The sequence below is a fragment of the Phytopseudomonas daroniae genome, from assembly GCF_004327275.1.
In the GTDB taxonomy this organism is placed as follows: domain Bacteria; phylum Pseudomonadota; class Gammaproteobacteria; order Pseudomonadales; family Pseudomonadaceae; genus Aquipseudomonas; species Aquipseudomonas daroniae.
The window spans coordinates 518,895-538,169 of sequence record NZ_QJUJ01000004.1; the positions used below are offsets into that span (position 1 = coordinate 518,895).

The 19,275-nt window shown below is 62.7% G+C and carries 15 protein-coding genes; 11 read left to right on the forward strand and 4 right to left on the reverse strand.

Going from position 1 to position 19,275, the window contains the following annotated elements; all coding sequences use genetic code 11:
* Positions 1 to 264: 264 nt before the first annotated feature.
* The 3 genes from DNK10_RS13205 to DNK10_RS13215 form a co-directional block, all read right to left on the reverse strand.
* Positions 265 to 1,785 carry a tripartite tricarboxylate transporter permease gene (locus DNK10_RS13205; RefSeq protein ID WP_131191860.1) on the reverse strand — a complete coding sequence of 507 codons (1,521 nt, stop codon included), beginning with the start codon at positions 1,783 to 1,785 and terminating at the stop codon, positions 265 to 267.
* Between the two features lie 9 nt (positions 1,786 to 1,794).
* Positions 1,795 to 2,322 carry a tripartite tricarboxylate transporter TctB family protein gene (locus DNK10_RS13210; protein WP_131179268.1) on the reverse strand — a complete coding sequence of 176 codons (528 nt, stop codon included), beginning with the start codon at positions 2,320 to 2,322 and terminating at the stop codon, positions 1,795 to 1,797.
* A gap of 65 nt (positions 2,323 to 2,387) precedes the next feature.
* Positions 2,388 to 3,365, reverse strand: a complete 978-nt coding sequence (locus DNK10_RS13215; protein ID WP_131179267.1) for a tripartite tricarboxylate transporter substrate binding protein — start codon at positions 3,363 to 3,365, stop codon at positions 2,388 to 2,390.
* 757 nt (positions 3,366 to 4,122) lie between these two features.
* On the opposite strand from DNK10_RS13215, the gene DNK10_RS13220 reads away from it, so the two are divergent.
* The 6 genes from DNK10_RS13220 (at position 4,123) to guaD (ending at position 13,293) form a co-directional block, all read left to right on the forward strand.
* Entirely contained in the window at positions 4,123 to 5,472 is a 1,350-nt protein-coding gene (locus DNK10_RS13220; RefSeq protein ID WP_131191861.1) for an MFS transporter, read from the forward strand.
* Positions 5,473 to 5,497: 25 nt separating this feature from the next.
* On the forward strand, positions 5,498 to 6,916 hold the full coding sequence (locus DNK10_RS13225; protein ID WP_131191862.1) for an FAD-binding oxidoreductase: 1,419 nt from the start codon (positions 5,498 to 5,500) through the stop codon (positions 6,914 to 6,916).
* Between the two features lie 399 nt (positions 6,917 to 7,315).
* Positions 7,316 to 8,755, forward strand: coding sequence for a xanthine dehydrogenase small subunit (gene xdhA, locus DNK10_RS13230; protein ID WP_131191863.1), 1,440 nt, complete (start codon positions 7,316 to 7,318; stop codon positions 8,753 to 8,755).
* Positions 8,748 to 11,096, forward strand: a complete 2,349-nt coding sequence (gene xdhB / locus DNK10_RS13235) for a xanthine dehydrogenase molybdopterin binding subunit (RefSeq protein WP_131191864.1) — start codon at positions 8,748 to 8,750, stop codon at positions 11,094 to 11,096. Before xdhA ends, xdhB begins: the two co-directional genes overlap by 8 nt.
* On the forward strand, positions 11,093 to 11,932 hold the full coding sequence (xdhC, locus tag DNK10_RS13240) for a xanthine dehydrogenase accessory protein XdhC (protein WP_131191865.1): 840 nt from the start codon (positions 11,093 to 11,095) through the stop codon (positions 11,930 to 11,932). Before xdhB ends, xdhC begins: the two co-directional genes overlap by 4 nt.
* A gap of 50 nt (positions 11,933 to 11,982) precedes the next feature.
* Entirely contained in the window at positions 11,983 to 13,293 is a 1,311-nt protein-coding gene (guaD, locus tag DNK10_RS13245) for a guanine deaminase (RefSeq protein ID WP_131191866.1), read from the forward strand.
* A 33-nt stretch (positions 13,294 to 13,326) separates the two neighbouring features.
* Here guaD and uraH read toward each other — a convergent pair whose 3' ends face one another.
* Positions 13,327 to 13,680 (reverse strand): hydroxyisourate hydrolase, encoded by a 354-nt coding sequence (gene uraH, locus DNK10_RS13250; RefSeq protein WP_131191867.1) that lies wholly within the window; start codon positions 13,678 to 13,680, stop codon positions 13,327 to 13,329.
* A gap of 159 nt (positions 13,681 to 13,839) precedes the next feature.
* Here uraH and puuE point away from each other — a divergent pair, with 159 nt between their 5' ends.
* From puuE to DNK10_RS13275, 5 genes are all read left to right on the forward strand, one after another.
* Positions 13,840 to 14,760, forward strand: coding sequence for an allantoinase PuuE (gene puuE / locus DNK10_RS13255; RefSeq protein WP_131191868.1), 921 nt, complete (start codon positions 13,840 to 13,842; stop codon positions 14,758 to 14,760).
* Complete coding sequence (gene uraD, locus DNK10_RS13260; RefSeq protein WP_131191869.1) at positions 14,757 to 15,272, forward strand: 2-oxo-4-hydroxy-4-carboxy-5-ureidoimidazoline decarboxylase; 516 nt, start codon at positions 14,757 to 14,759, stop codon at positions 15,270 to 15,272. The genes puuE and uraD overlap by 4 nt, the downstream gene beginning before the upstream one ends.
* Positions 15,273 to 15,646: 374 nt before the next feature.
* Positions 15,647 to 16,306: a TetR/AcrR family transcriptional regulator gene (locus DNK10_RS13265; protein ID WP_131191870.1), complete on the forward strand. Its 660-nt coding sequence runs from the start codon at positions 15,647 to 15,649 to the stop codon at positions 16,304 to 16,306.
* Between the two features lie 293 nt (positions 16,307 to 16,599).
* A complete protein-coding gene (locus DNK10_RS13270; RefSeq protein WP_131191871.1) occupies positions 16,600 to 18,141 on the forward strand; it encodes an ABC transporter ATP-binding protein in 1,542 nt (513 codons plus the stop codon).
* Positions 18,142 to 18,152: 11 nt separating this feature from the next.
* Positions 18,153 to 19,259: an ABC transporter permease gene (locus DNK10_RS13275; RefSeq protein ID WP_131191872.1), complete on the forward strand. Its 1,107-nt coding sequence runs from the start codon at positions 18,153 to 18,155 to the stop codon at positions 19,257 to 19,259.
* Positions 19,260 to 19,275 lie beyond the last annotated feature (16 nt).

Below are 19,275 nucleotides of genomic sequence, written 5' to 3' on the forward strand. Positions count from 1 at the left end.
ACCTACCGGGTGCCGTGCCCCGAATGTAGCCTGGATTAGCCGCAGGCGTAATCCGGGGCCGAAGGCCGTGATCCACGGTTCAACGCGGATCATCGAACGGCCGCTTGCGCCTTATGGCTACCATCCCACATTACGATACCCCGTTCGCCGCCTCGGGCACATCGACCACCCTGGCCGACATAGGATCGTTGTTGCGACACTAGTGCCCCGCAATGCAAAACGCCGCTCCAACTGGAGCGGCGTTTTTGTTCGCAGGTGGCGCGATCAGGTACGCAGAATTTCGTTGATCGCGCTCGGTTTCGGACGCATTGCGCTGTACACCTGCCAGAGGATGAACATCAGGGCGATGCCCAGGAAGCTGCCGGAGATGGGGTTGGTGAAGAAGTCCATGAAGTTGCCGTCCGACAGCATCAGGCCACGACGCAGATTGGTCTCCGCCATCGGCCCGAGGATGAAGCCGATGATGAACGGTGCCGCTGGCAGGCCGGCCTTGACGAAGGCGAAACCGAGCAGGCCGAACAGCAGAATCGACCAGACGTCGAACAGGCGGCTGGAAAGACCGAAGGCACCCACTACGCACAACACCAGTATGATCGGCAACAGGATGTGCTTGGGCACATCGAGCAGCTTGACGAACAGGCGCAGGCCGTAGAACTCCATGAACAGCATCATGAAGGTGGCGACGATCAGCGCGGCGAATATGGTGTACACCAGCGGCCCCTGGCTGATGAACAGCAGGGGGCCGGGCTGGATGCCGTGGATCAGGAAGCCGCCGAGCATGATCGCGGTGACGGTGTCACCGGGAATGCCCAGCGTCATCAGCGGCATCATCGCGCCACCGATACCGGCATTGTTGGCGGTTTCACTGGCGACCACGCCACCGATATTGCCCTTGCCGTAGGTATGCCCGTCCTTGGCGCGTTTCTTGGCGATGATATAGGCCACCAGGTTCGAGGTGCCCGCGCCGATACCTGGCAGGATACCGATACCCAGGCCGATCAGGCCGGAGCGGCCAGCGTTCGGCAATTGCTCGCGGAACTCCTTGAGCGAAAACCCAAAGCCCTTGATGTTCTTCATGCTGACCGACTTGGCCTTGCCTTGCACCGCATGGCGACCCGTTTCGGCAAGCTTGATGATCTCGGCTACGGCGAACATGCCGATCATCACCGTGAGCATGGAGAAGCCACCATTCAGCTCGCTGAAACCGAAGGTGAAGCGACGGATGGCTTCCACCGGGGCGATGCCTACGGTGGCGGCTGCAAAACCCAGGGCACCGGCGAACAGCCCCTTGACCATCGAGCCAGCTGACAGCGTAGCGATCAGGGTCAGTGAGAATATGGCAATGGCGAAGTATTCGTGAGGGCCGAAGCTCAGGGCCACCTTGGCCAGTTGCGGAGCGATGAACATCAGTGCGGCAATACTGAACAGCGTGCCCAGGAAGGAGAACACGATACCGATGCCCAGCGCTTTCGCACCGTGGCCCTGTTCCATCAATGGGCCACCATCGAAAACCGTGGCGATGGACGATGGGGTTCCTGGAATCTTCAGCAGAATCGCTGAAATCAGTCCTCCCGATGTGGCGCCGATGAACAGCGCCACCAGCAGCGACAGGCCGGCTTGCGGGCCCATGGTGAAGGTCAGGGGAAGGCACAGCGCCACAGCCATGGTGGCGGACAGTCCAGGCACCGCGCCGAACACGATACCGACCGCCACGCCGATGGCCATCAGCAGCATGATGTTCAGTGAAAAGACCGCACCAAAGCCTTGCTGGAGTAATTCGAGCATGGTCGATCCTCAGAGGAAGTTGTTCAGCAGACCGGCAGGCAGCATCAGATCGAAGGCCTCGCGGAACAGCAGGAAGATGGCAGCCGAACTGATTACCGAAATCAGCAGGTAGCTCAGGTGTCTGGGTTTCTGGCGGACAGGCGTCAGCACCAGAAACTGCAGGTACAGATAGATCACCGTCATGACCGGGAAACCGACCGGGCCGAGCAAGGCGATGTAGCCCAGCATCAAGCCCAGTGTCAGTAGCACAGTCTTGGGTTCGATGATTTCCTTGGGGGCTGCCTCGGTGGGCAGCTCCGGCAGATCACTGCTCCCTTGGCTGGCAGCTTCGGTGCGGGCCTGCGGCTTTTGCGCCAGTGCAGTGAGTAGCTGCATCGCACCCAGCAGAAGCATCAGGCCGGCCAGCAGTATCGGAACGGTTCCGGCGTCGACGCCATCATGCCCCGGCAGTTGGTAGGCCATCACCAGGTAGGCGAGGCTGGCGCCGATCATGGCGATGCCGATGGTCAGCTCTTTCTTTTTCGTGGTGGTACTCATATGAAACCTCGAAGAACGAATGCGCAGCGCTGGCCCGAGTTATCGGGCCAGCGCTACGTAATGACTCACTTGCCCTGGCGCAACTGATCCTTGAACTGCATGAAGTCTTCGCGGGTCTTGGCCAGGATTGCCTTGGATTCTTCGGTACCGAAGTAGGCAACCGGCTGTTTGAATTTCTTCAGGTCTTCGGCGTATTCCGGCTTCTCGGTGATCTGTTTCATGATGTCAGCCATCTTCTCGACGATGGCCGGGTCGGTACCTTTCGGGAAGGCCACCACGTAGGGTTTGTCGAGGCTGATGTCCACACCCTGCTCCTTGAGCGTCGGGATGTCGCCCAGCAGTTCGTTACGTTCGTCGTTGGGCTGGCCCAAGGCGAGCATCTGACCACCGTCGATGTAGTCTTGCAGGGAGCCGTAACTGATCGCACCCAGATCGAGGCGGCCGCCTAGCATGCCCACCACGCGGTCGGACACGGTACCGCCATCGACCATCTTCAGTTTGGTGCCGGTAACCTTTTCCAGCATCAGGCCCTGAATATGGGAAAAACTGCCCATTTCCGTGCCATAGGTGATGCTGCCTGGCTTGGCCTTGGCCTTCTCGATCAGGTCTTTCATGCTGGTGATCCCGGACTGCTTGGAAGCAGCGAAGATTGCGCTCTTGTCGACACCAGCGATGCAGGCAACATCGAAGGTCTCGTAGCTGTCTTCAGTCAGGCCGGCCACTTCATTGACGATCAGTTGGCCCGGGTGGGTGAAGAGGATGGTATTGCCGTCGGCTGCTGCACCTTTCACTTGTTCGGCTGCGAGAGTACCGCCGCCGCCTGCGATGTTGGTGACGACCATGGTTTTGCCGGTGATCTGGTTGAAGTACTTGGCCATCATGCGGGCGTTGAAGTCGCTATCGCCGCCAGGGTTGGCGATCACCACCACCTGGACGGGGCGGGTTGGCCATTTGACGTCATCGGCGATAGCGGCCGAGTGGGTGCCGATAGCACCCATGCCGACCATGGCAGAGAGGAGGGAGGCGCGGAATATTTTTTTCATTGGAGGCTCCGGATTGAACTGAGGGTCGTCAGCATTGGTTGACGCATGATTTGCGGCTTGGAAAGCAACGTGTCCATGACGCTCTGCAGGCGAGCGCCCAGGCACGAACTGATACCTGGCGAGGGGAGAGCGTCAGGTTATCGGGCAATTCCTGGTCGCGCTGGCGATGGCAGTGCAGCGAGGTAACTGGACTCAGGCGCATGGCGAAAACTGCCAGCCATTGGGGTGATCACCGAGGTGCCGAAGCGAATCGACACAGGCGTGGTGTGCGGGGTGGGCGCTTAAGGTCTTGGGCATGACCTTGCCTCTATTGTTATTAGTTGTGTCATACGTTGTCGTATGACTTTGCAGATTAGTATCAAGCTCATCCGTGCATGTCAACGCAGCAATCGGTCAGGATGTTGTGACCTTTCGTTACAGAGGCCCCTGGTATTCTTGAGTTGAATCAATATCTCTCAAGGTACTGGTCTCGGATGTAAAATATTTTCAATTGTCGTACGATAACGTATGTCAAGCAGAAAGCACCCGCACCTCTCATGTAAAGCGCCACAGGCCGTGTTTCGCCACACAGCCCTGCCACTATAAAAACACTGAGGCACTTGATTGATGATTCTTTCTGCCACCCAGCACATATTCATCTGTGCGCTTTTAGGTTCCCCGTCCATTCAGCCAAGCGCGCCGTCCTCGATGTCGGCCTGATTCGTCACCGGAGCATTGTGTGCCGGTGTGATTTCGAAATCATTGGATGATCAGCCAGATGCCAACAGCCAGAGCGAGTCGGGTGCGCTATAGCATCTTGCTGATGTTGTTTCTCGTCACTTCGGTGACCTTCGCCGACCGCTCCAGCCTGTCGATTGCCGGTGCGGCCCTGCAAGCGGAGCTGGGGATCGGTGCAGTGACCCTGGGCTATATCTTCTCGGCTTTCGGCTGGGCCTACGTGGTGGCACAGATCCCTGGCGGCTGGCTATTCGACCGTTTCGATGTCAAGCGTGTCTATGCCATCGCCCTGTTCGCCTGGTCGCTGCTGACCCTGTCGCAGGCCTTCGTCGGTTTCTTGCCGCTGGCCTGGACAATCGCCACGCTGTTCCTTCTGCGGCTGGCGGTGGGGCTCGCCGCGGCGCCCTGTTTTCCCGGCAATGCACGCATCATCGCGGCCTGGTTCCCGACCGCTGAGCGTGCCACCGCCACGGCCGTTTCCGCCTCCGCACAGTATTGCTCGACAGCGCTGTTCGCCCCGCTGATGGGCTGGGTGGTACAGGCTATGGGCTGGCAGTACGTATTCATCGTGCTCGGCTGTTTCGGTCTGCTGTTGTGCGTCTTGTGGCTCAGGATCATCCATAGCCCGCGCGACCATCCCGCAATCAGTGCCGCGGAGTTCGCCCACATAGAGACGGGCGGCGGGCTGATCGACCTGCACCCGCTGCAGAACCGCAGCGGGCGCTCGCAGCGCGGTTATCTCTGGCTGCTGTTGAGTCAGCGCACCTTGCTGGGCATCTATGCCGGACAGTTCTTCAGTAATGCAACGACCTACTTTTTCCTGACCTGGTTTCCGGTCTATCTGATCCAGGTGCGCGGCATGACCCTGATAGGCGCGGGTTTCGCCGCGGCGCTGCCGGCGATCAGTGGTTTCGTCGGCAGCCTGTGCGGCGGTCTGCTATCCGACGGCCTGCTACGTCGTGGCCACTCCCTGACACTGGCGCGCAAGTTGCCGATTGTTTCCGGTATGGCGCTGTCGTCCAGCATGGTGCTCTGTATCTACGCCGACACCGATACGGCCGTGCTGGCGCTGATGGCTCTGGCGTTCTTCGGCAAGGGGTTCGGAACCCTGGGCTGGACGCTGGTCGCCGATACCTCGCCGCGGCAGATCATCGGCCTCTCCGGTGGGCTGTTCAATACCTTCGGCAACCTGGCGGCGATCACCACGCCAATCGTGGTCGGCTACCTGGTGAGCCGTACCGGTTCTTTCGATCTGGCACTGACCTATGTGGCGGTTAATGCCTTGCTGGCGGCGTTCTGTTATCTGTTTCTGGTCGGCCGGATCCAGCGCATCGAACTGGACGACGAGCCGGTGGATAGCGCCGTAGCCGAGGCACCGGAGTCGCGCTGACGAATTTCCGAGGAGAGCAATGTCCATGAGCAATCTGAATCCTGTGCTGCTGCAGGCGCTTGAGCAGGTCGTCGGCGAAGCCGGCCTGATCCGTGATGACGAGCGCATGCAGAGCTATCTCAGCGACTGGCGTAATGCTTATCGTGGCAAAGCGGCACTGGTCGTTCGTCCCGCCTCCACCGATGAAGTGGCGGCGGTCGTACGGTTGTGTGGCGAAGCCGGGGTGACCCTGGTGCCCCAGGGTGGCAATACCGGTTTGTGCGGTGGCTCCATTCCCGACGACTCGGGCTGCCAGGTGGTGCTGTCGCTGACCCGGATGACCCGGATTCGGCAGGTCGATCCGGCCAACGAGACCATCACCGTCGAAGCGGGCGTGATCCTGCAACACCTGCAGGAAGCCGCTGCGCAAGTGGGCCGGCTGTTTCCGCTTTCGCTGGGTGCCGAGGGCAGTTGCACCATTGGCGGCAATCTGGCCACCAATGCCGGCGGTACGGCGGTTTTGCGCTACGGCAATATGCGCGACCTGACCCTGGGGCTCGAAGTGGTGCTGCCCGATGGGCGAATCTGGGATGGCTTGCGTGGCCTGCGCAAGGACAATACCGGCTACGACCTCAAGCACCTGTTCATCGGCTCCGAGGGCACGCTGGGGATCATCACGGCGGCCGTGCTCAAGCTGTATCCCGCCGTGCGCAGCCGCACCACCGCCTGGGTCGCACTGCCGAGCCCGCAGGCGGCTGTCGATCTGATCGGGCGCATGCGCGCCCTGTGCGGTGATCGCTTGACCGGCTTCGAACTGATGTCGCGGCAGAGCGTGGAGTTCGTCCTGCGGCATGTGGCTGGGTGCAACGACCCATTCACCGAGGTTCATCCCTGGTATGTGCTGATCGAGCTGAGCGACACCCTGGTCGATGCGCCGCTGGCCGAGATGCTGGAAAGCGGTTTGGGCGAAGCGCTCGAACAGGGCGAGGCACTGGACGCCGTGGTGGCTGGCAGCGAAGCCCAAGTCGCGGCGCTATGGAAGATGCGCGAAGGTATTTCCGAAGCGCAGAACCATGAAGGGCCGAGCCTCAAGCATGACATCAGCGTCCCGGTCAGCAGCATTCCGGCCTTTATCGAGGCCGCCGACCGTAAGCTGCAGGAGGCGTTTTCGGGCGTGCGCATCGTCGCCTATGGCCACGTTGGCGACGGCAACCTGCACTACAACATCAGCAAACCGCCGGGCAGCGATGATGTGCTTTTCAAGGCCCAGGCCGAGGCGATCATGCACGTCATTTACGGGGTTACCCGCGACTTCGCCGGCAGCATCAGCGCCGAGCACGGTCTGGGTCAGGCCAAGCGCGAGGCCGCCCGCCACTACAAGAACCCGCTGGAGTTGGAGCTGATGCGCACCCTCAAGCAGGCGCTGGATCCCGCAGGTCTGATGAATCCGGGCAAGCTGCTCTGATTCCATGATCACGGCCTCATAGGCTGTTTCCCGTTTCACTCATGGCTCGCGATGAAACGGGAACAGAGCCTCGTGTTGCATAGCCAAAACGCCCGCCCGACATACGTGTCCCATCCGCCCCAAAACCGCCCCGCAAACAGGCGCTGACCGCTAGCGATGCACCATTCTGGCGATTTTATGCAGGCCTATTGGGTTATCGATACCGGCGAAGCCACGCCCAAAAAGGCTCCACGGCGGTAGGCCCGGTTATTGCTTAAAGGAAAATACCTGACCGGAAGGTCAGCTAATTGATTTTGGCCCAGATGAATCTTGTGCATCTGGAGCAAAGGCATATGGCATGTCGAGCCGTCCGTGGAGAGTCGTTGCAAGCGCCACGGACAACCTACGGAAACCACACTGATGCTGCGATTTTTGCTCAACCAGAGCCTCTGCGAGGAGCGCGACCTGGATCCCAACCTCAGCGTACTGGAGTACCTGCGTACCTGCCGCAGGCGTACCGGCACCAAGGAAGGCTGTGCATCGGGAGATTGCGGCGCCTGCACCGTGGTGCTGGCCGAACTGCAGGACGAGGGCCTGCGCTATCGAGCGGTGAATGCCTGCCTGACACTGATTGCCAGCCTGCACGGCAAGCAACTGATCAGCGTCGAGGATCTCAAACAGCAAGGTCGTCTGCATCAGGTACAGCAGGCCATGGCTGACTGCCATGCATCGCAGTGCGGCTTCTGCACCCCTGGTTTCGTCATGTCATTGTTTGCCTTGCAGAAAGGTGTGCAGCAGTACGATTCCCAGGCCACTCACCAGGCGCTCTCCGGCAACCTGTGCCGCTGCACTGGTTATCGACCGATTCTCGCCGCTGCCGAGCAAGCCTGCAGCCAACGCCAGTGCGATTCGTTCGACGCCGACGAAGCCGAGGTGACTGCCCGCCTGCGTGCCATCACCGCTCAGCCCGGCGATGAACTGCAGTACAACGGCCATCGCTGCCTGCTACCGACCAGCAGCGACGAACTGGCCAGCCAATTCGTCGTCCACCCCGAGGCCCGTCTGGTCGCTGGCGGCACCGACCTGGCGCTGGAAATTACCCAGTTCCACCGCGAGTTGCCGCTGCTGATCCATGTCGGCCATATCCCGGAGCTGAAACGCATCGAGCTCCTCGACGACCGCATCGAGATCGGTGCCGGTGCCGCCCTCAGCGACTGCCACAGCATCCTTGCCAGCGAATACCCGGATTTCGGCGCCCTGCTGGAGCGTTTCGCCTCCCTACAGATCCGCAACCAGGGCACCCTCGGCGGTAACATCGGTAACGCGTCGCCAATCGGCGATGCCCCGCCGCTGTTGATCGCCCTCGGCGCGTCCCTCGTTCTGCGTCAGGGCGAGCAACGTCGCAGCCTGCCGCTGGAGGACTTCTTCCTCGACTACAAGGTGACGGCCCTCCAGGCCGGTGAATTTATCGAGAAGGTGATCGTGCCCCGCGCCGCTGCCAGCCAGCAGTTCCGTGCTTACAAGGTCTCCAAGCGCTTGGACGATGATATTTCCGCGGTCTGCGCCGCGCTCAGCCTGCCACTGCAGGACGGCAGGCTGGGCGACGTGCGTATCGCCTTCGGCGGCATGGCCGGGATTCCCAAGCGCGCCACGGCCTGTGAGCAGGCGCTGCGTGGGCAGCCGTTCGACAGTGCCACGGTGGAAGCCGCCTGTGCCGCCCTGGCCGAGGACTTCACCCCGCTCAGCGATTTTCGCGCCAGCCGCGAATACCGCCTGCTGGTGGCGCAGAACCTGCTGCGCCGTTGCCACCTGGAACTGACCCAGCCGCACATCGCCACCCGGGTGACCGACCATGCATAAACCCGCGCCGAGCCAGCAGCAACTGGCCGAACTGTTCCGCCAGGGCCTCGCCACCGGCGTGGGCAAATCGCTCAAGCACGAGAGCGCCGACAAGCATGTCAGCGGCGAAGCGATCTACATCGACGACCGCCTGGAATTTCCCAACCAGCTGCACCTCTACGCCCTGCGCAGCGAACGCGCCCATGCCCGCATCACCCGCCTGGACACCTCGCCGTGCCAGGGCATGCCGGGGGTGGCCATCGTCATCACCCATGAGGATGTGCCGGGCCAGCTGGATATCGGCCCGCTGCTACCGGGCGACCCGCTGCTGGCCGATGGCCTGGTGCAGTTCGTCGGCCAGCCGATCCTCGCGGTCGCCGCCGACAGTCTGGACAACGCCCGTCGCGCCGCGATGGCCGCCATCGTCGAATACCAGGATCTGGAGCCGGTGCTCGACGTGGTGCAGGCCATGCGCAGCCAGCATTACGTGGTGGATCTGCATCAGCAGCGCCGCGGCGATGCCCCCGCTGCTCTGGCCGCCGCGCCACACCGCCTGCAAGGCCAACTGCATATTGGCGGGCAAGAGCACTTCTATCTGGAGACTCAGGTGTCGTCGGTACTGCCCTGCGAAGATGGCGGCATGTTGGTGTACTGTTCCACGCAGAACCCCACCGAAGTGCAGAAGCTGGTGGCCGAAGTGCTCGGCGTACCGATGCACAAGGTGGTGGTCGACATGCGCCGCATGGGTGGTGGCTTCGGCGGCAAGGAAACCCAGGCCGCCAGCCCGGCCTGCCTGTGCGCGGTGGTGGCGCGCCTGACCGGGCGCCCGACGAAGATGCGCCTGCCGCGCTTCGAAGACATGCACATGACCGGCAAACGCCACCCGTTCTATATCGAGTACGACATTGGCTTCGATGACGATGGCCGCCTGCTGGCCACCCACATGGATCTGGCCGGCAACTGCGGTTATTCCCCGGATCTGTCGCGTTCCATCGTCGACCGCGCGATGTTCCACGCCGACAACGCCTACTTTCTCGGCGCCGCGCTGATCAACGGCCACTGCTGCAAGACCAATACCGCCTCCAACACCGCTTACCGTGGCTTCGGCGGCCCTCAGGGCATGCTGCCCATCGAGGAAGTGATGGATCGCATCGCCCGGCATCTGGGCCTCGATCCGCTGCAAGTACGCAAGCGCAACTACTACGGCAAGGACACGCGCAACGTCACCCACTACGGGCAGACCGTCGAACACAACCTGCTGGCGGAAATGACCGCCGAACTGGAGGACAGCAGCGACTACCACGCCCGCCGCGCTGCGATCCGCGCATTCAACGCCAACAGCCCGGTATTGAAGAAAGGCCTGGCGCTGACCCCGGTGAAGTTCGGCATCAGTTTCACCGCCAGCTTCCTCAACCAGGCCGGCGCGCTGATTCACGTCTACACCGACGGCAGCATCCACCTCAACCACGGCGGCACCGAGATGGGCCAGGGCCTCAATACCAAGGTCGCCCAGGTGGTGGCAGAAGTGTTCCAGGTGGATATCGAGCGCATCCAGATCACTGCCACCAATACCGACAAGGTGCCCAACACCTCGCCCACCGCCGCCAGCAGTGGCACCGATCTGAACGGCAAGGCCGCGCAGAACGCTGCCGAGATCATCAAGGCGCGCCTGGTCGAATTCGCCGCCCGCCATTTCAACGTGCCGACCCGTGAGGTCGAGTTCCGCAACAACCAGGTACGCGCCGGCGAACACCTGCTGCCGTTCGACGAACTGGCACGGCTGGCCTGGATTGGCCAGGTGTCGCTGTCGTCCACCGGTTACTACCGCACGCCGAAGATCCATTACGACCGCGCCAGCGGCAGCGGCCACCCGTTCTACTACTTCGCCTACGGCTTGGCGTGCGTCGAGGCGCTGGTCGACACCCTGACCGGCGAGTACAAGCTGCTGCGCAGCGACATCCTGCATGACGTAGGCGCTTCGCTAAACCCGGCCATCGACATCGGCCAGGTCGAAGGCGGCTTTATCCAGGGTGTCGGCTGGCTGACCTGCGAGGAACTGGTGTGGGACGCCAAGGGCCGCCTGCTGACCAGCGGCCCGGCCAGCTACAAGATCCCCACCGTGGCCGACATGCCCGGCGACCTGCGGGTGAAACTGGTGGAAAACCGCAAGAACCCGGAAGACACGGTGTTCCACTCCAAAGCCGTCGGCGAGCCGCCCTTCATGCTTGGCATCGCCGCCTGGTGTGCGATCAAGGACGCCGTGGCGAGCATCGCCGACTACCGCATCCACCCGGATATCGACGCCCCCGCCACACCCGAGCGCGTGCTGTGGGGTGTGCAACAGATGAGGCAAGCACAATGAACAGCACCGTCTGGATCGAAGCCCTGGCCAGCCTGCAACAGCAGGACGAAGCCTGCGTGCTGGTGACCGTGATCGAGGAACGCGGCTCCACGCCGCGCAATGCCGGGGCGAAGATGGTGGTGTCGGCCGCGCGTAGCCACGACACCATCGGCGGCGGCCACTTGGAGTACAAGGCCCTGCAGATCGCCCGCGAGATGCTCGCCGACGGCAGCCAGCAGCCGCGTCTGGAGCGCTTCGCCCTCGGCGCCAGCCTCGGCCAATGCTGTGGCGGCGCCACCGTGCTGCTGTTCGAGCCCATGGGCCGCGCCCAGGCGCGCATCAGCGTATTCGGTGCCGGGCATGTCGGCCGCGCCCTGGTGCCACTGCTCGCCAGCCTGCCGTGCAAGGTGCGCTGGATCGATTCGCGAGAGGCCGAATTCCCCGCGAGTCTGCCGCGCGGCGTCGAACGCATCGTCAGCGACGAACCGGTCGATGAAGTGAGCGAACAGCCTGCCGGCAGCTATTTCATCGTCATGACCCACAACCACCAGCTCGACCTGGCGCTGACGGCCGCCATCCTAGCGCGCAACGACTTCGCCTGGTTCGGCCTGATCGGTTCGAAAAGCAAACGCGCGCGCTTTGAACACCGCCTGCGCGATCGCGGTCTGGCCAGCGACGTGGTGCAACGCATGCGTTGCCCGATGGGCTTGGCCGAGGTCAAAGGCAAACTGCCCATGGAGATTGCCGTGTCCATCGCTGGCGAAGTGATCGCGACCTACAACGCCAATTTCGGCACGCAGGCCGCCAAGGAAAAACCACCCCTGGCGCGTCTGCTGCCCAGATCGCGGCGAGCCTGAGCCCATTCAGACCCTCTTCACTCTTTACAGACCTCAGACGAAGACAGCCCATGAGTCCGATTCAAGCGTTTCGCGGTGCCCTGTTGCACAGCCTGGCCGATCCCGCCGACGTGGGCGACGCCCACAGCCATGCGTACTTCGCCGACGGCCTGTTGCTGGTACAGGACGGCAAGATCCTCCAGGCCGGGCCAGCGGCCGACCTGCTGCCCCAGCTTGCGGCCGAGATAACGGTGCAGCATTTCCCCGATGCCTTGCTCTGCCCCGGTTTTATCGACACCCATATCCACTACCCGCAGACCGGTATGATCGGCGCCTACGGCGAAGACCTGCTGCACTGGCTGAACACCTACACCTTTCCCGTGGAGGCGCAATTCGCCGACGAGGCCCACGCCGCCGAAGTGGCCGAGGTTTTCCTCAAGGAATTGCTGCGCAACGGCACCACCACCGCACTGGTGTTCGGTACCGTGCACCCTCAGTCGGTGGATGCCTTCTTCAGCGCCGCGCAGGCCCGTGACCTGCGCATGATCGCGGGCAAGGTGCTGATGGATCGCAATGCGCCGGACTACCTGCTCGACACGCCGGAAAGCGGCTACGCCGAGAGCAAGGTGCTGATCGAGCGCTGGCATGGCAAGGGCCGCCTGCACTACGCGGTGACGCCGCGTTTCGCCCCGACCAGCAGCCCGCAGCAACTCGACCAGGCCGCCCGACTGCTGCGTGAGTACCCGGATCTGTACCTGCACACGCACCTGTCGGAAAACGTCAAGGAAGTGGAGTGGATAAAGGCGCTGTTCCCCGAGCGCAGCAACTACCTGGACGTTTACGATCATCACGGCCTGCTCGGTGCGCGCTCGGTGTTCGCCCATGGCATCCACCTGTGCGACGGCGAATGCCAGCGCCTGGCGCAAACCGGCTCGGCGCTGTCGTTCTGTCCCACCTCCAACCTGTTCATTGGCAGCGGCCTGTTCGACCTGGCGAAGATGGAGCAGCACGGCGTGCGTGTGGGCCTGGGCACCGATGTCGGTGGCGGCACCAGTTTCTCGCAACTGCAGACCCTGGCGGAGGCCTACAAGGTCGGTCAGCTACGCGGGCGCCAGACCCACCCGTTCAAGCTGCTGCACCTGGCGACCCTGGGCGGGGCCAAGGCGCTGTACCTGGACGATAAGCTGGGCAACTTCCTGCCGGGCAAGGATGCCGACTTCGTCGTCCTCGACCTCAAGGCTACGCCGCTGATCGACTACCGCCTACAGCAGTCCGCCAGCCTGGAGGAAACCCTGTTCGCCCTGATCACCCTCGGTGACGACCGCGCCATCCGTGCCACCTATGCCGCCGGGCGCTGTGTGCACCAGCGTGAGGCAAGATGAGCGGGAGGGCAGCTTGCCTGGCACCAAAGCAGGTCAGCTGCCGCGGTAGGTGGAATAGCTGTAGGGCGAAACCAGCAGCGGTACATGGTAGTGTTGCGTGCTGTCGGCAACCCCGAAGCGCAGCACCACGGTGTCGAGAAACGCCGGTTGCGGCTGCTCAACACCACGCGCCCGGTAGTAGTCCCCCACCGCGAAATGCAATTGGTAAGTCCCGGGCATGAGGGCCTCGCCCTCCAGCAGCGGCGCGTCGCAACGGCCGTCGGCATTGGTTCGCAGGCTGGCCAGCAGGCTCAGCGCGGTACCGTCCACGCGGTACAACTGCAGCTCGATGTCACTGCCCGGACAGCCATGGCTGGCATCCAGCACGTGGGTGGTCAAACGTCCCATTGCGCACTCCTTTCGATTAACCGGTACTGCCTGTACAGGCAGCAGGGGTGGTCAGCATTTATACCTGACCAGGTGGGCAGGTTTTTTGCAATACCCTTGCCAGCTACTCCATCCCTGGCTGCCACAGAGTGTGCAGCATCCAACAAGAGGAAGGTCACCTTGTACCCTCGCGACCTGATTGGCTACGGCGACACGCCGCCCCATCCACACTGGCCTGGCGATGCCAGTATCGCCCTGTCGTTCGTGCTCAATTACGAGGAAGGCGGCGAGCGCTGCATCCTGCACGGCGATGGCGAATCCGAAGCCTTCCTGTCCGAGATGGTCGCCGCCCAGCCGCTGCCTGGCGCCCGCCACATGAGCATGGAGTCGCTCTACGAATACGGTAGCCGGGCCGGCCTCTGGCGCCTGCTCAGGCTGTTCCGCGAACAGCGCATTCCGCTGACCATCTTCGCCGTGGCCATGGCCGCGCAGCGCCATCCCGAGGCGATCAAAGCCATGGTCGCCGACGGTCATGAGATCTGCAGCCACGGCCTGCGCTGGATCAACTACCAGGACATGCCCGAAGCCGAAGAACGCGCGCACATGGCCGAAGCCATCCGCATCCTCACCGAGATCAGTGGCGAGCGCCCGCAGGGCTGGTACACCGGGCGAACCGGTCCCAACACCCGGCGCCTGGTGATGGAAGAGGGCGGCTTTCTTTACGACAGCGACACCTATGACGACGACCTGCCGTACTGGGAAAAGAACACCCCGAACGGCCAGCCGCACCTGGTAATTCCCTACACCCTGGACACCAACGACATGCGCTTCACCCAGGTGCAGGGCTTCAACAGCGGCGACGATTTCTTCACCTACCTCAAGGATGCCTTCGACGTGCTCTATGCCGAAGGTGAGGCCGGCGCGCCGAAGATGCTCTCCATCGGTATGCACTGCCGCCTGCTCGGTCGCCCGGCCCGCCTGGCCGCGTTGCAGCGTTTCATCGCTTACGTGCAAGGCCACCAACGCGTGTGGTTCGCTCGCCGCATCGACATCGCCCGCCACTGGCAAACCGTACACCCCTGCCCGCAGGTGCATTCATGAACCGTTTCCACACCCTGACGCCGTCGACCCTGTCGCGCGAGGCCTTTATCGCTGCCTTTGGCGATATTTACGAGCATTCGCCGTGGGTCGCCGAGCGCGCCTATGACCAGGGAGAACCGGCGAGTTTCGACGATATCGACGCCCTGCATGCGCAGATGGCCGCGGTACTACAAGCGGCCAGCCACGATGAGCAACTGGCGCTGATCAATGCCCACCCGGATCTCGCCGGCAAAGCCGCCATCCGCGGCGAGCTCACCGCCGCGTCCACGTCGGAGCAGGCCGGTGCTGGCATCCATGCATGCAGCGCCGAGGAGTTCGCCCGTTTCAACGCGTTCAACGACGCCTACAAGGCACGCTTTGGCTTCCCCTTCATCAAGGCGGTGAAGGGCAGCAACCGTCAGCAGATCCTTACGGCTTTCGAGACACGCATCGGCAACACGATGGACGAGGAGTTCGCCACTGCCCTGGCGGAAATCAACAAGATCGCCCTGTTCCGCCTGCAAGTCATGTGACGGGATACCGACACCGTGAAGACTTACCACGCTCCCCTAGGGCAACGGCCCGATCTTGTCGACGCCCGCTACGGTGCGTCGCCCCGTCCGCTGTTCAGCGCCGCGCCAACGGGGGTAATGTTCGAGGCAGCGGAGCAGGCCAGCCGATGCTGGCGATCAAGGTGCGCGCGCTGGACTTCCACGGCACACCCTGGGCCGCATCCCCTATGATTCAGGCCGAGCGAGACAGCTTGGATGCCTGGGCGGCAGGCTCGATTGATCCTGCCCGATGCGGGTATCGGCCGCACTCGTAGCAAGCATTGAGTCAACCGCGTTTTTCCCTGCGGTGGTGCCGACAGCCCGCCGCCAGCCTTCCAGACAGAGCGAGACGTTCCATGAACTTCTTCATTCCCTCACACAGCACCAGCACGGAAAAACCGGCCGGGCGCATTCGCCAGAAGAACGAGGAGGTGATTCTCCTCGCGGCTGAAGAAGAGTTCGCCCGCCACGGTTTCAAGGGCACCAGCATGAACACCATCGCGCTCAAGGCCGGTTTGCCCAAGGCCAACCTGCACTACTACTTCAGCAACAAGCTGGGGCTGTACATGGCAACTCTGGCCAATATCATCGAGCTGTGGGACAGCACGTTCAACAACCTCACCGTGGACGATGATCCAGCCCTGGCGCTGTCGCGCTACATCCATGCCAAACTGGAGTTTTCTCGTACCCATCCGCAGTCATCGCGCATCTTCGCCATGGAGGTGATCGGCGGCGGGGTACACCTGAGCCAGTACTTCGATCAGGACTACCGTATCTGGTTCAACAGCCGGGCAGCGGTGTTCCAGGGCTGGATCGATGCTGGCAAGATCGACCCGGTTAGTCCCGAGCACCTGATTTTCCTGCTCTGGGGCAGCACCCAGCATTACGCCGACTTCGCCGCGCAGATCTGCCGAGTCCACGGCAAGGACAGCCTGCAGCAGCGTGATTTCGACAGTGCCCGGCAAACCCTGACCCACATTATCCTCAAGGGGTGCGGTCTGCAGCCCCCAGCCTGACCCGCACGCACCAGCAATGCCCAGCGCCATGCCACTCGTGCTCCGTAAGCGTGCCTGCAGAGTGCCCGCTGCGCCGGGCAACCAATCCCCCTCAGGCTCTAGAACCTGCTTACGGGCCGCCGGCTATCGCTATCGGACGTTGAAAGCGCTCACGTACACGCCTTGTGGCCGCGCCTTGCGGCCTCTTTTGTCATGCGTGGGCCTGAATCAGAAGATCGTGAGTCGGCAATTAGTTGACCATTTGGCCAGCTTTTTGCTTTGACCCAGGCAACCTACCTTGAAGGGAGCTCATCATGCCTGCCCGTTCGCCCGCCATACGCCTGCAACTGCACGCCATCAGCAAGCGCTACCCTGGCTGCCTGGCCAACGACGCCATCGACCTGTGTATCGCCCCTGGTGAAATCCACGCCCTGCTGGGCGAAAACGGCGCGGGTAAAAGTACCTTGATGAAGATCATCTACGGAGTGACCCAACCCGATTCCGGGAGCATTGTCTGGCAAGGTCAGCCGGTACGAATCCGGGATCCGGCACAGGCGCGGGAGCTCGGTATCGGTATGGTCTTCCAGCACCTCTCGCTATTCGAAACCCTCAGTGTGGCGGAGAACATCGCACTCGCTCTGGGGGCTGCCGCCGGCACGCCGCGCCAACTTGAGCCGCGCATTCGTGAGGTATCGAAGCGCTACGGCATGCAGGTCGATCCACGGCGTCTGGTGCACAGCCTGTCGATCGGCGAACGTCAGCGTGTGGAGATCATCCGCTGCCTGATGCAGGACATCCGCCTGCTGATCCTCGACGAGCCGACCTCGGTGCTCACTCCGCAGGAAGTAGGCGAGCTGTTTGTGACACTCAAAAACTTGGCAGCCGGGGGCTGCAGCATCCTCTTCATCAGCCACAAGCTCGGCGAAGTACGTGCCCTCTGCGACAGCGCTACGGTGCTGCGTGGTGGCCGGGTTTCCGGCCAGTGTGTGCCCAGCCAGTGCAGCGACCTCCAACTGGCGCGGCTGATGGTGGGTGATGCCGAAGGCCTGGAAGCCCGCTACCCGAAAGTCCAGGGCGGGCTGACGCGCCTGCGTGTGGACGACCTGACCTGGGTTAATAGTGATCCGTTCGGCTCATCCCTGAGCAACCTGCGCCTGGAGGTACGTAGCGGCGAGATCGTCGGCATAGCCGGGGTCGCCGGCAATGGCCAGGACGCGCTACTCGCCCTGCTCAGCGGCGAGCAGCGCCTGGCCAGCGGTGAACGAGAGCGCATCACCATCGACGGTATGCCGGTGGCCAACCTGTACCCCGATGCGCGGCGTCGACGTGGCATGGCCTTTGTCCCTGCCGAGCGTCTGGGCCATGGGGCAGTGCCGGACATGAGCCTGTCCGACAACGCCCTGCTCGCCTCCTTCCACTTGGGGTTGATCGACTACGGCCTGATCCGCCGCAAGCGGGTACTCAAACTGGCCAACGAGATCATCCGCCGCTTTGGCGTCAAGACTCCGGACGCGCAAACCCCGGCGCGCAGCCTGTCGGGCGGCAATCTGCAGAAATTCATCCTCGGCCGCGAAGTGATGCAGGAGCCCAAACTGCTGATCGCCGCGCACCCAACCTGGGGGGTGGATGTCGGTGCCGCGGCCACGATTCACCGCGCAATGATCGCTCTGCGCGATGCCGGTGCGGCGATTCTGGTCATTTCCGAAGACCTCGATGAATTGTTCCAGATCAGTGATCGCATCGGCGCGCTATGCAGCGGGCGGCTGTCCTCGTTGAAAGCCACCGCTGACACCTCGGTGAGCGAAGTCGGCCGCTGGATGGCTGGCCAATTCGATAACCCACAAGCAGCAGCCTGAAGAGATCGTCTATGTTCATCACGCTCGAACCACGCCTGCAACAGTCGCGGCGCATGCTGTTGCTCTCGCCACTGCTGGCCGGTCTGCTCACCCTGCTGTGCGGCAGCCTGCTGTTCGCCGCCCTCGGGCATTCGCCACTGGCAACCTTGCACACCCTGCTGATCGAACCGATCCAGGATCTCTACGGCGTCTCTGAATTGCTGATCAAGGCTTCGCCGATCCTGCTCTGCGCCCTCGGCCTGGCGGTCGCCTATCAGGCGCGCATCTGGAACATCGGTGCTGAAGGCCAGCTGTTGATCGGCGCCCTTGCCGGCAGTGCGTTGGCGGTACACATCATTGATTGGGAAAGCCACTGGGCACTGGTTGGCGTGATCGTCATCGGCACGCTCGGCGGTGCTGCCTGGGGCGCGCTGGCAGCATGGTTGCGCACGCGCTTCAACGCCAATGAAATTCTCACCACCATCATGCTCAACTACATCGCCCTCAACCTGCTGCTGTATTTCGTCCACGGCCCGCTGAAGGATCCGGACGGCTTCAGCTTCCCCGAGTCGGCCATGTTTGGTGATGCCAGCCGCCTGCCGCAGCTGTTCGAGGATGGCCGTGTGCACGCCGGCCTGTACTTCGTGCTGCTCGCTGCCGTGGCGGTGTGGGTGCTGCTGTCGAAGAGCTTCATGGGCTTCCAGATCAAGGTGCTCGGCCTCGACCGCCGCGCTGCCGGGCTGATGGGCTTTCGCGAGAAGCGCCTGGTCTGGCTGGCCATGTTGATCAGCGGTGGTCTGGCCGGCCTGGCCGGGGTCAGCGAAGTCACCGGGCCGATCGGCCAACTGGTGCCACAGGTATCGCCAGGCTATGGCTATGCGGCCATCACCGTGGCCTTCCTCGGCCGTCTAAACCCGATTGGCATCCTGTTCGCCGGCCTCCTCATGGCGCTGCTCTACCTCGGTGGGGAAAACGCGCAAATGCAGCTCAACCTGCCGCAATCACTGACCGAACTGTTCCAGGGGATGATGCTGTTCTTCCTCCTGGCCTGCGATGTGCTGATCCTCTACCGCCTGCGCTTCAAGGCCTGGTGGCGAAAGCCGCAGGCCGACGGCAAAAAACGGGAGGCCCTGGCATGAAGCGCCTGCACCTTCC

What these genes read in the sequence shown, in the direction of transcription:
- DNK10_RS13270 (WP_131191871.1), top strand. Translation starts at nt 16,600, where the DNA reads ATGCCTGCCCGTTCGCCCGCCATACGCCTGCAACTGCACGCCATCAGC.
- DNK10_RS13225 (WP_131191862.1), top strand. Translation starts at nt 5,498, where the DNA reads ATGAGCAATCTGAATCCTGTGCTGCTGCAGGCGCTTGAGCAGGTCGTC.
- xdhB (WP_131191864.1), top strand. Translation starts at nt 8,748, where the DNA reads ATGCATAAACCCGCGCCGAGCCAGCAGCAACTGGCCGAACTGTTCCGC.
- uraH (WP_131191867.1), bottom strand. Translation starts at nt 13,680, where the DNA reads ATGGGACGTTTGACCACCCACGTGCTGGATGCCAGCCATGGCTGTCCG.
- xdhC (WP_131191865.1), top strand. Translation starts at nt 11,093, where the DNA reads ATGAACAGCACCGTCTGGATCGAAGCCCTGGCCAGCCTGCAACAGCAG.
- guaD (WP_131191866.1), top strand. Translation starts at nt 11,983, where the DNA reads ATGAGTCCGATTCAAGCGTTTCGCGGTGCCCTGTTGCACAGCCTGGCC.
- DNK10_RS13220 (WP_131191861.1), top strand. Translation starts at nt 4,123, where the DNA reads ATGCCAACAGCCAGAGCGAGTCGGGTGCGCTATAGCATCTTGCTGATG.
- uraD (WP_131191869.1), top strand. Translation starts at nt 14,757, where the DNA reads ATGAACCGTTTCCACACCCTGACGCCGTCGACCCTGTCGCGCGAGGCC.
- DNK10_RS13210 (WP_131179268.1), bottom strand. Translation starts at nt 2,322, where the DNA reads ATGAGTACCACCACGAAAAAGAAAGAGCTGACCATCGGCATCGCCATG.
- DNK10_RS13275 (WP_131191872.1), top strand. Translation starts at nt 18,153, where the DNA reads ATGTTCATCACGCTCGAACCACGCCTGCAACAGTCGCGGCGCATGCTG.
- xdhA (WP_131191863.1), top strand. Translation starts at nt 7,316, where the DNA reads ATGCTGCGATTTTTGCTCAACCAGAGCCTCTGCGAGGAGCGCGACCTG.
- DNK10_RS13215 (WP_131179267.1), bottom strand. Translation starts at nt 3,365, where the DNA reads ATGAAAAAAATATTCCGCGCCTCCCTCCTCTCTGCCATGGTCGGCATG.
- DNK10_RS13265 (WP_131191870.1), top strand. Translation starts at nt 15,647, where the DNA reads ATGAACTTCTTCATTCCCTCACACAGCACCAGCACGGAAAAACCGGCC.
- DNK10_RS13205 (WP_131191860.1), bottom strand. Translation starts at nt 1,785, where the DNA reads ATGCTCGAATTACTCCAGCAAGGCTTTGGTGCGGTCTTTTCACTGAAC.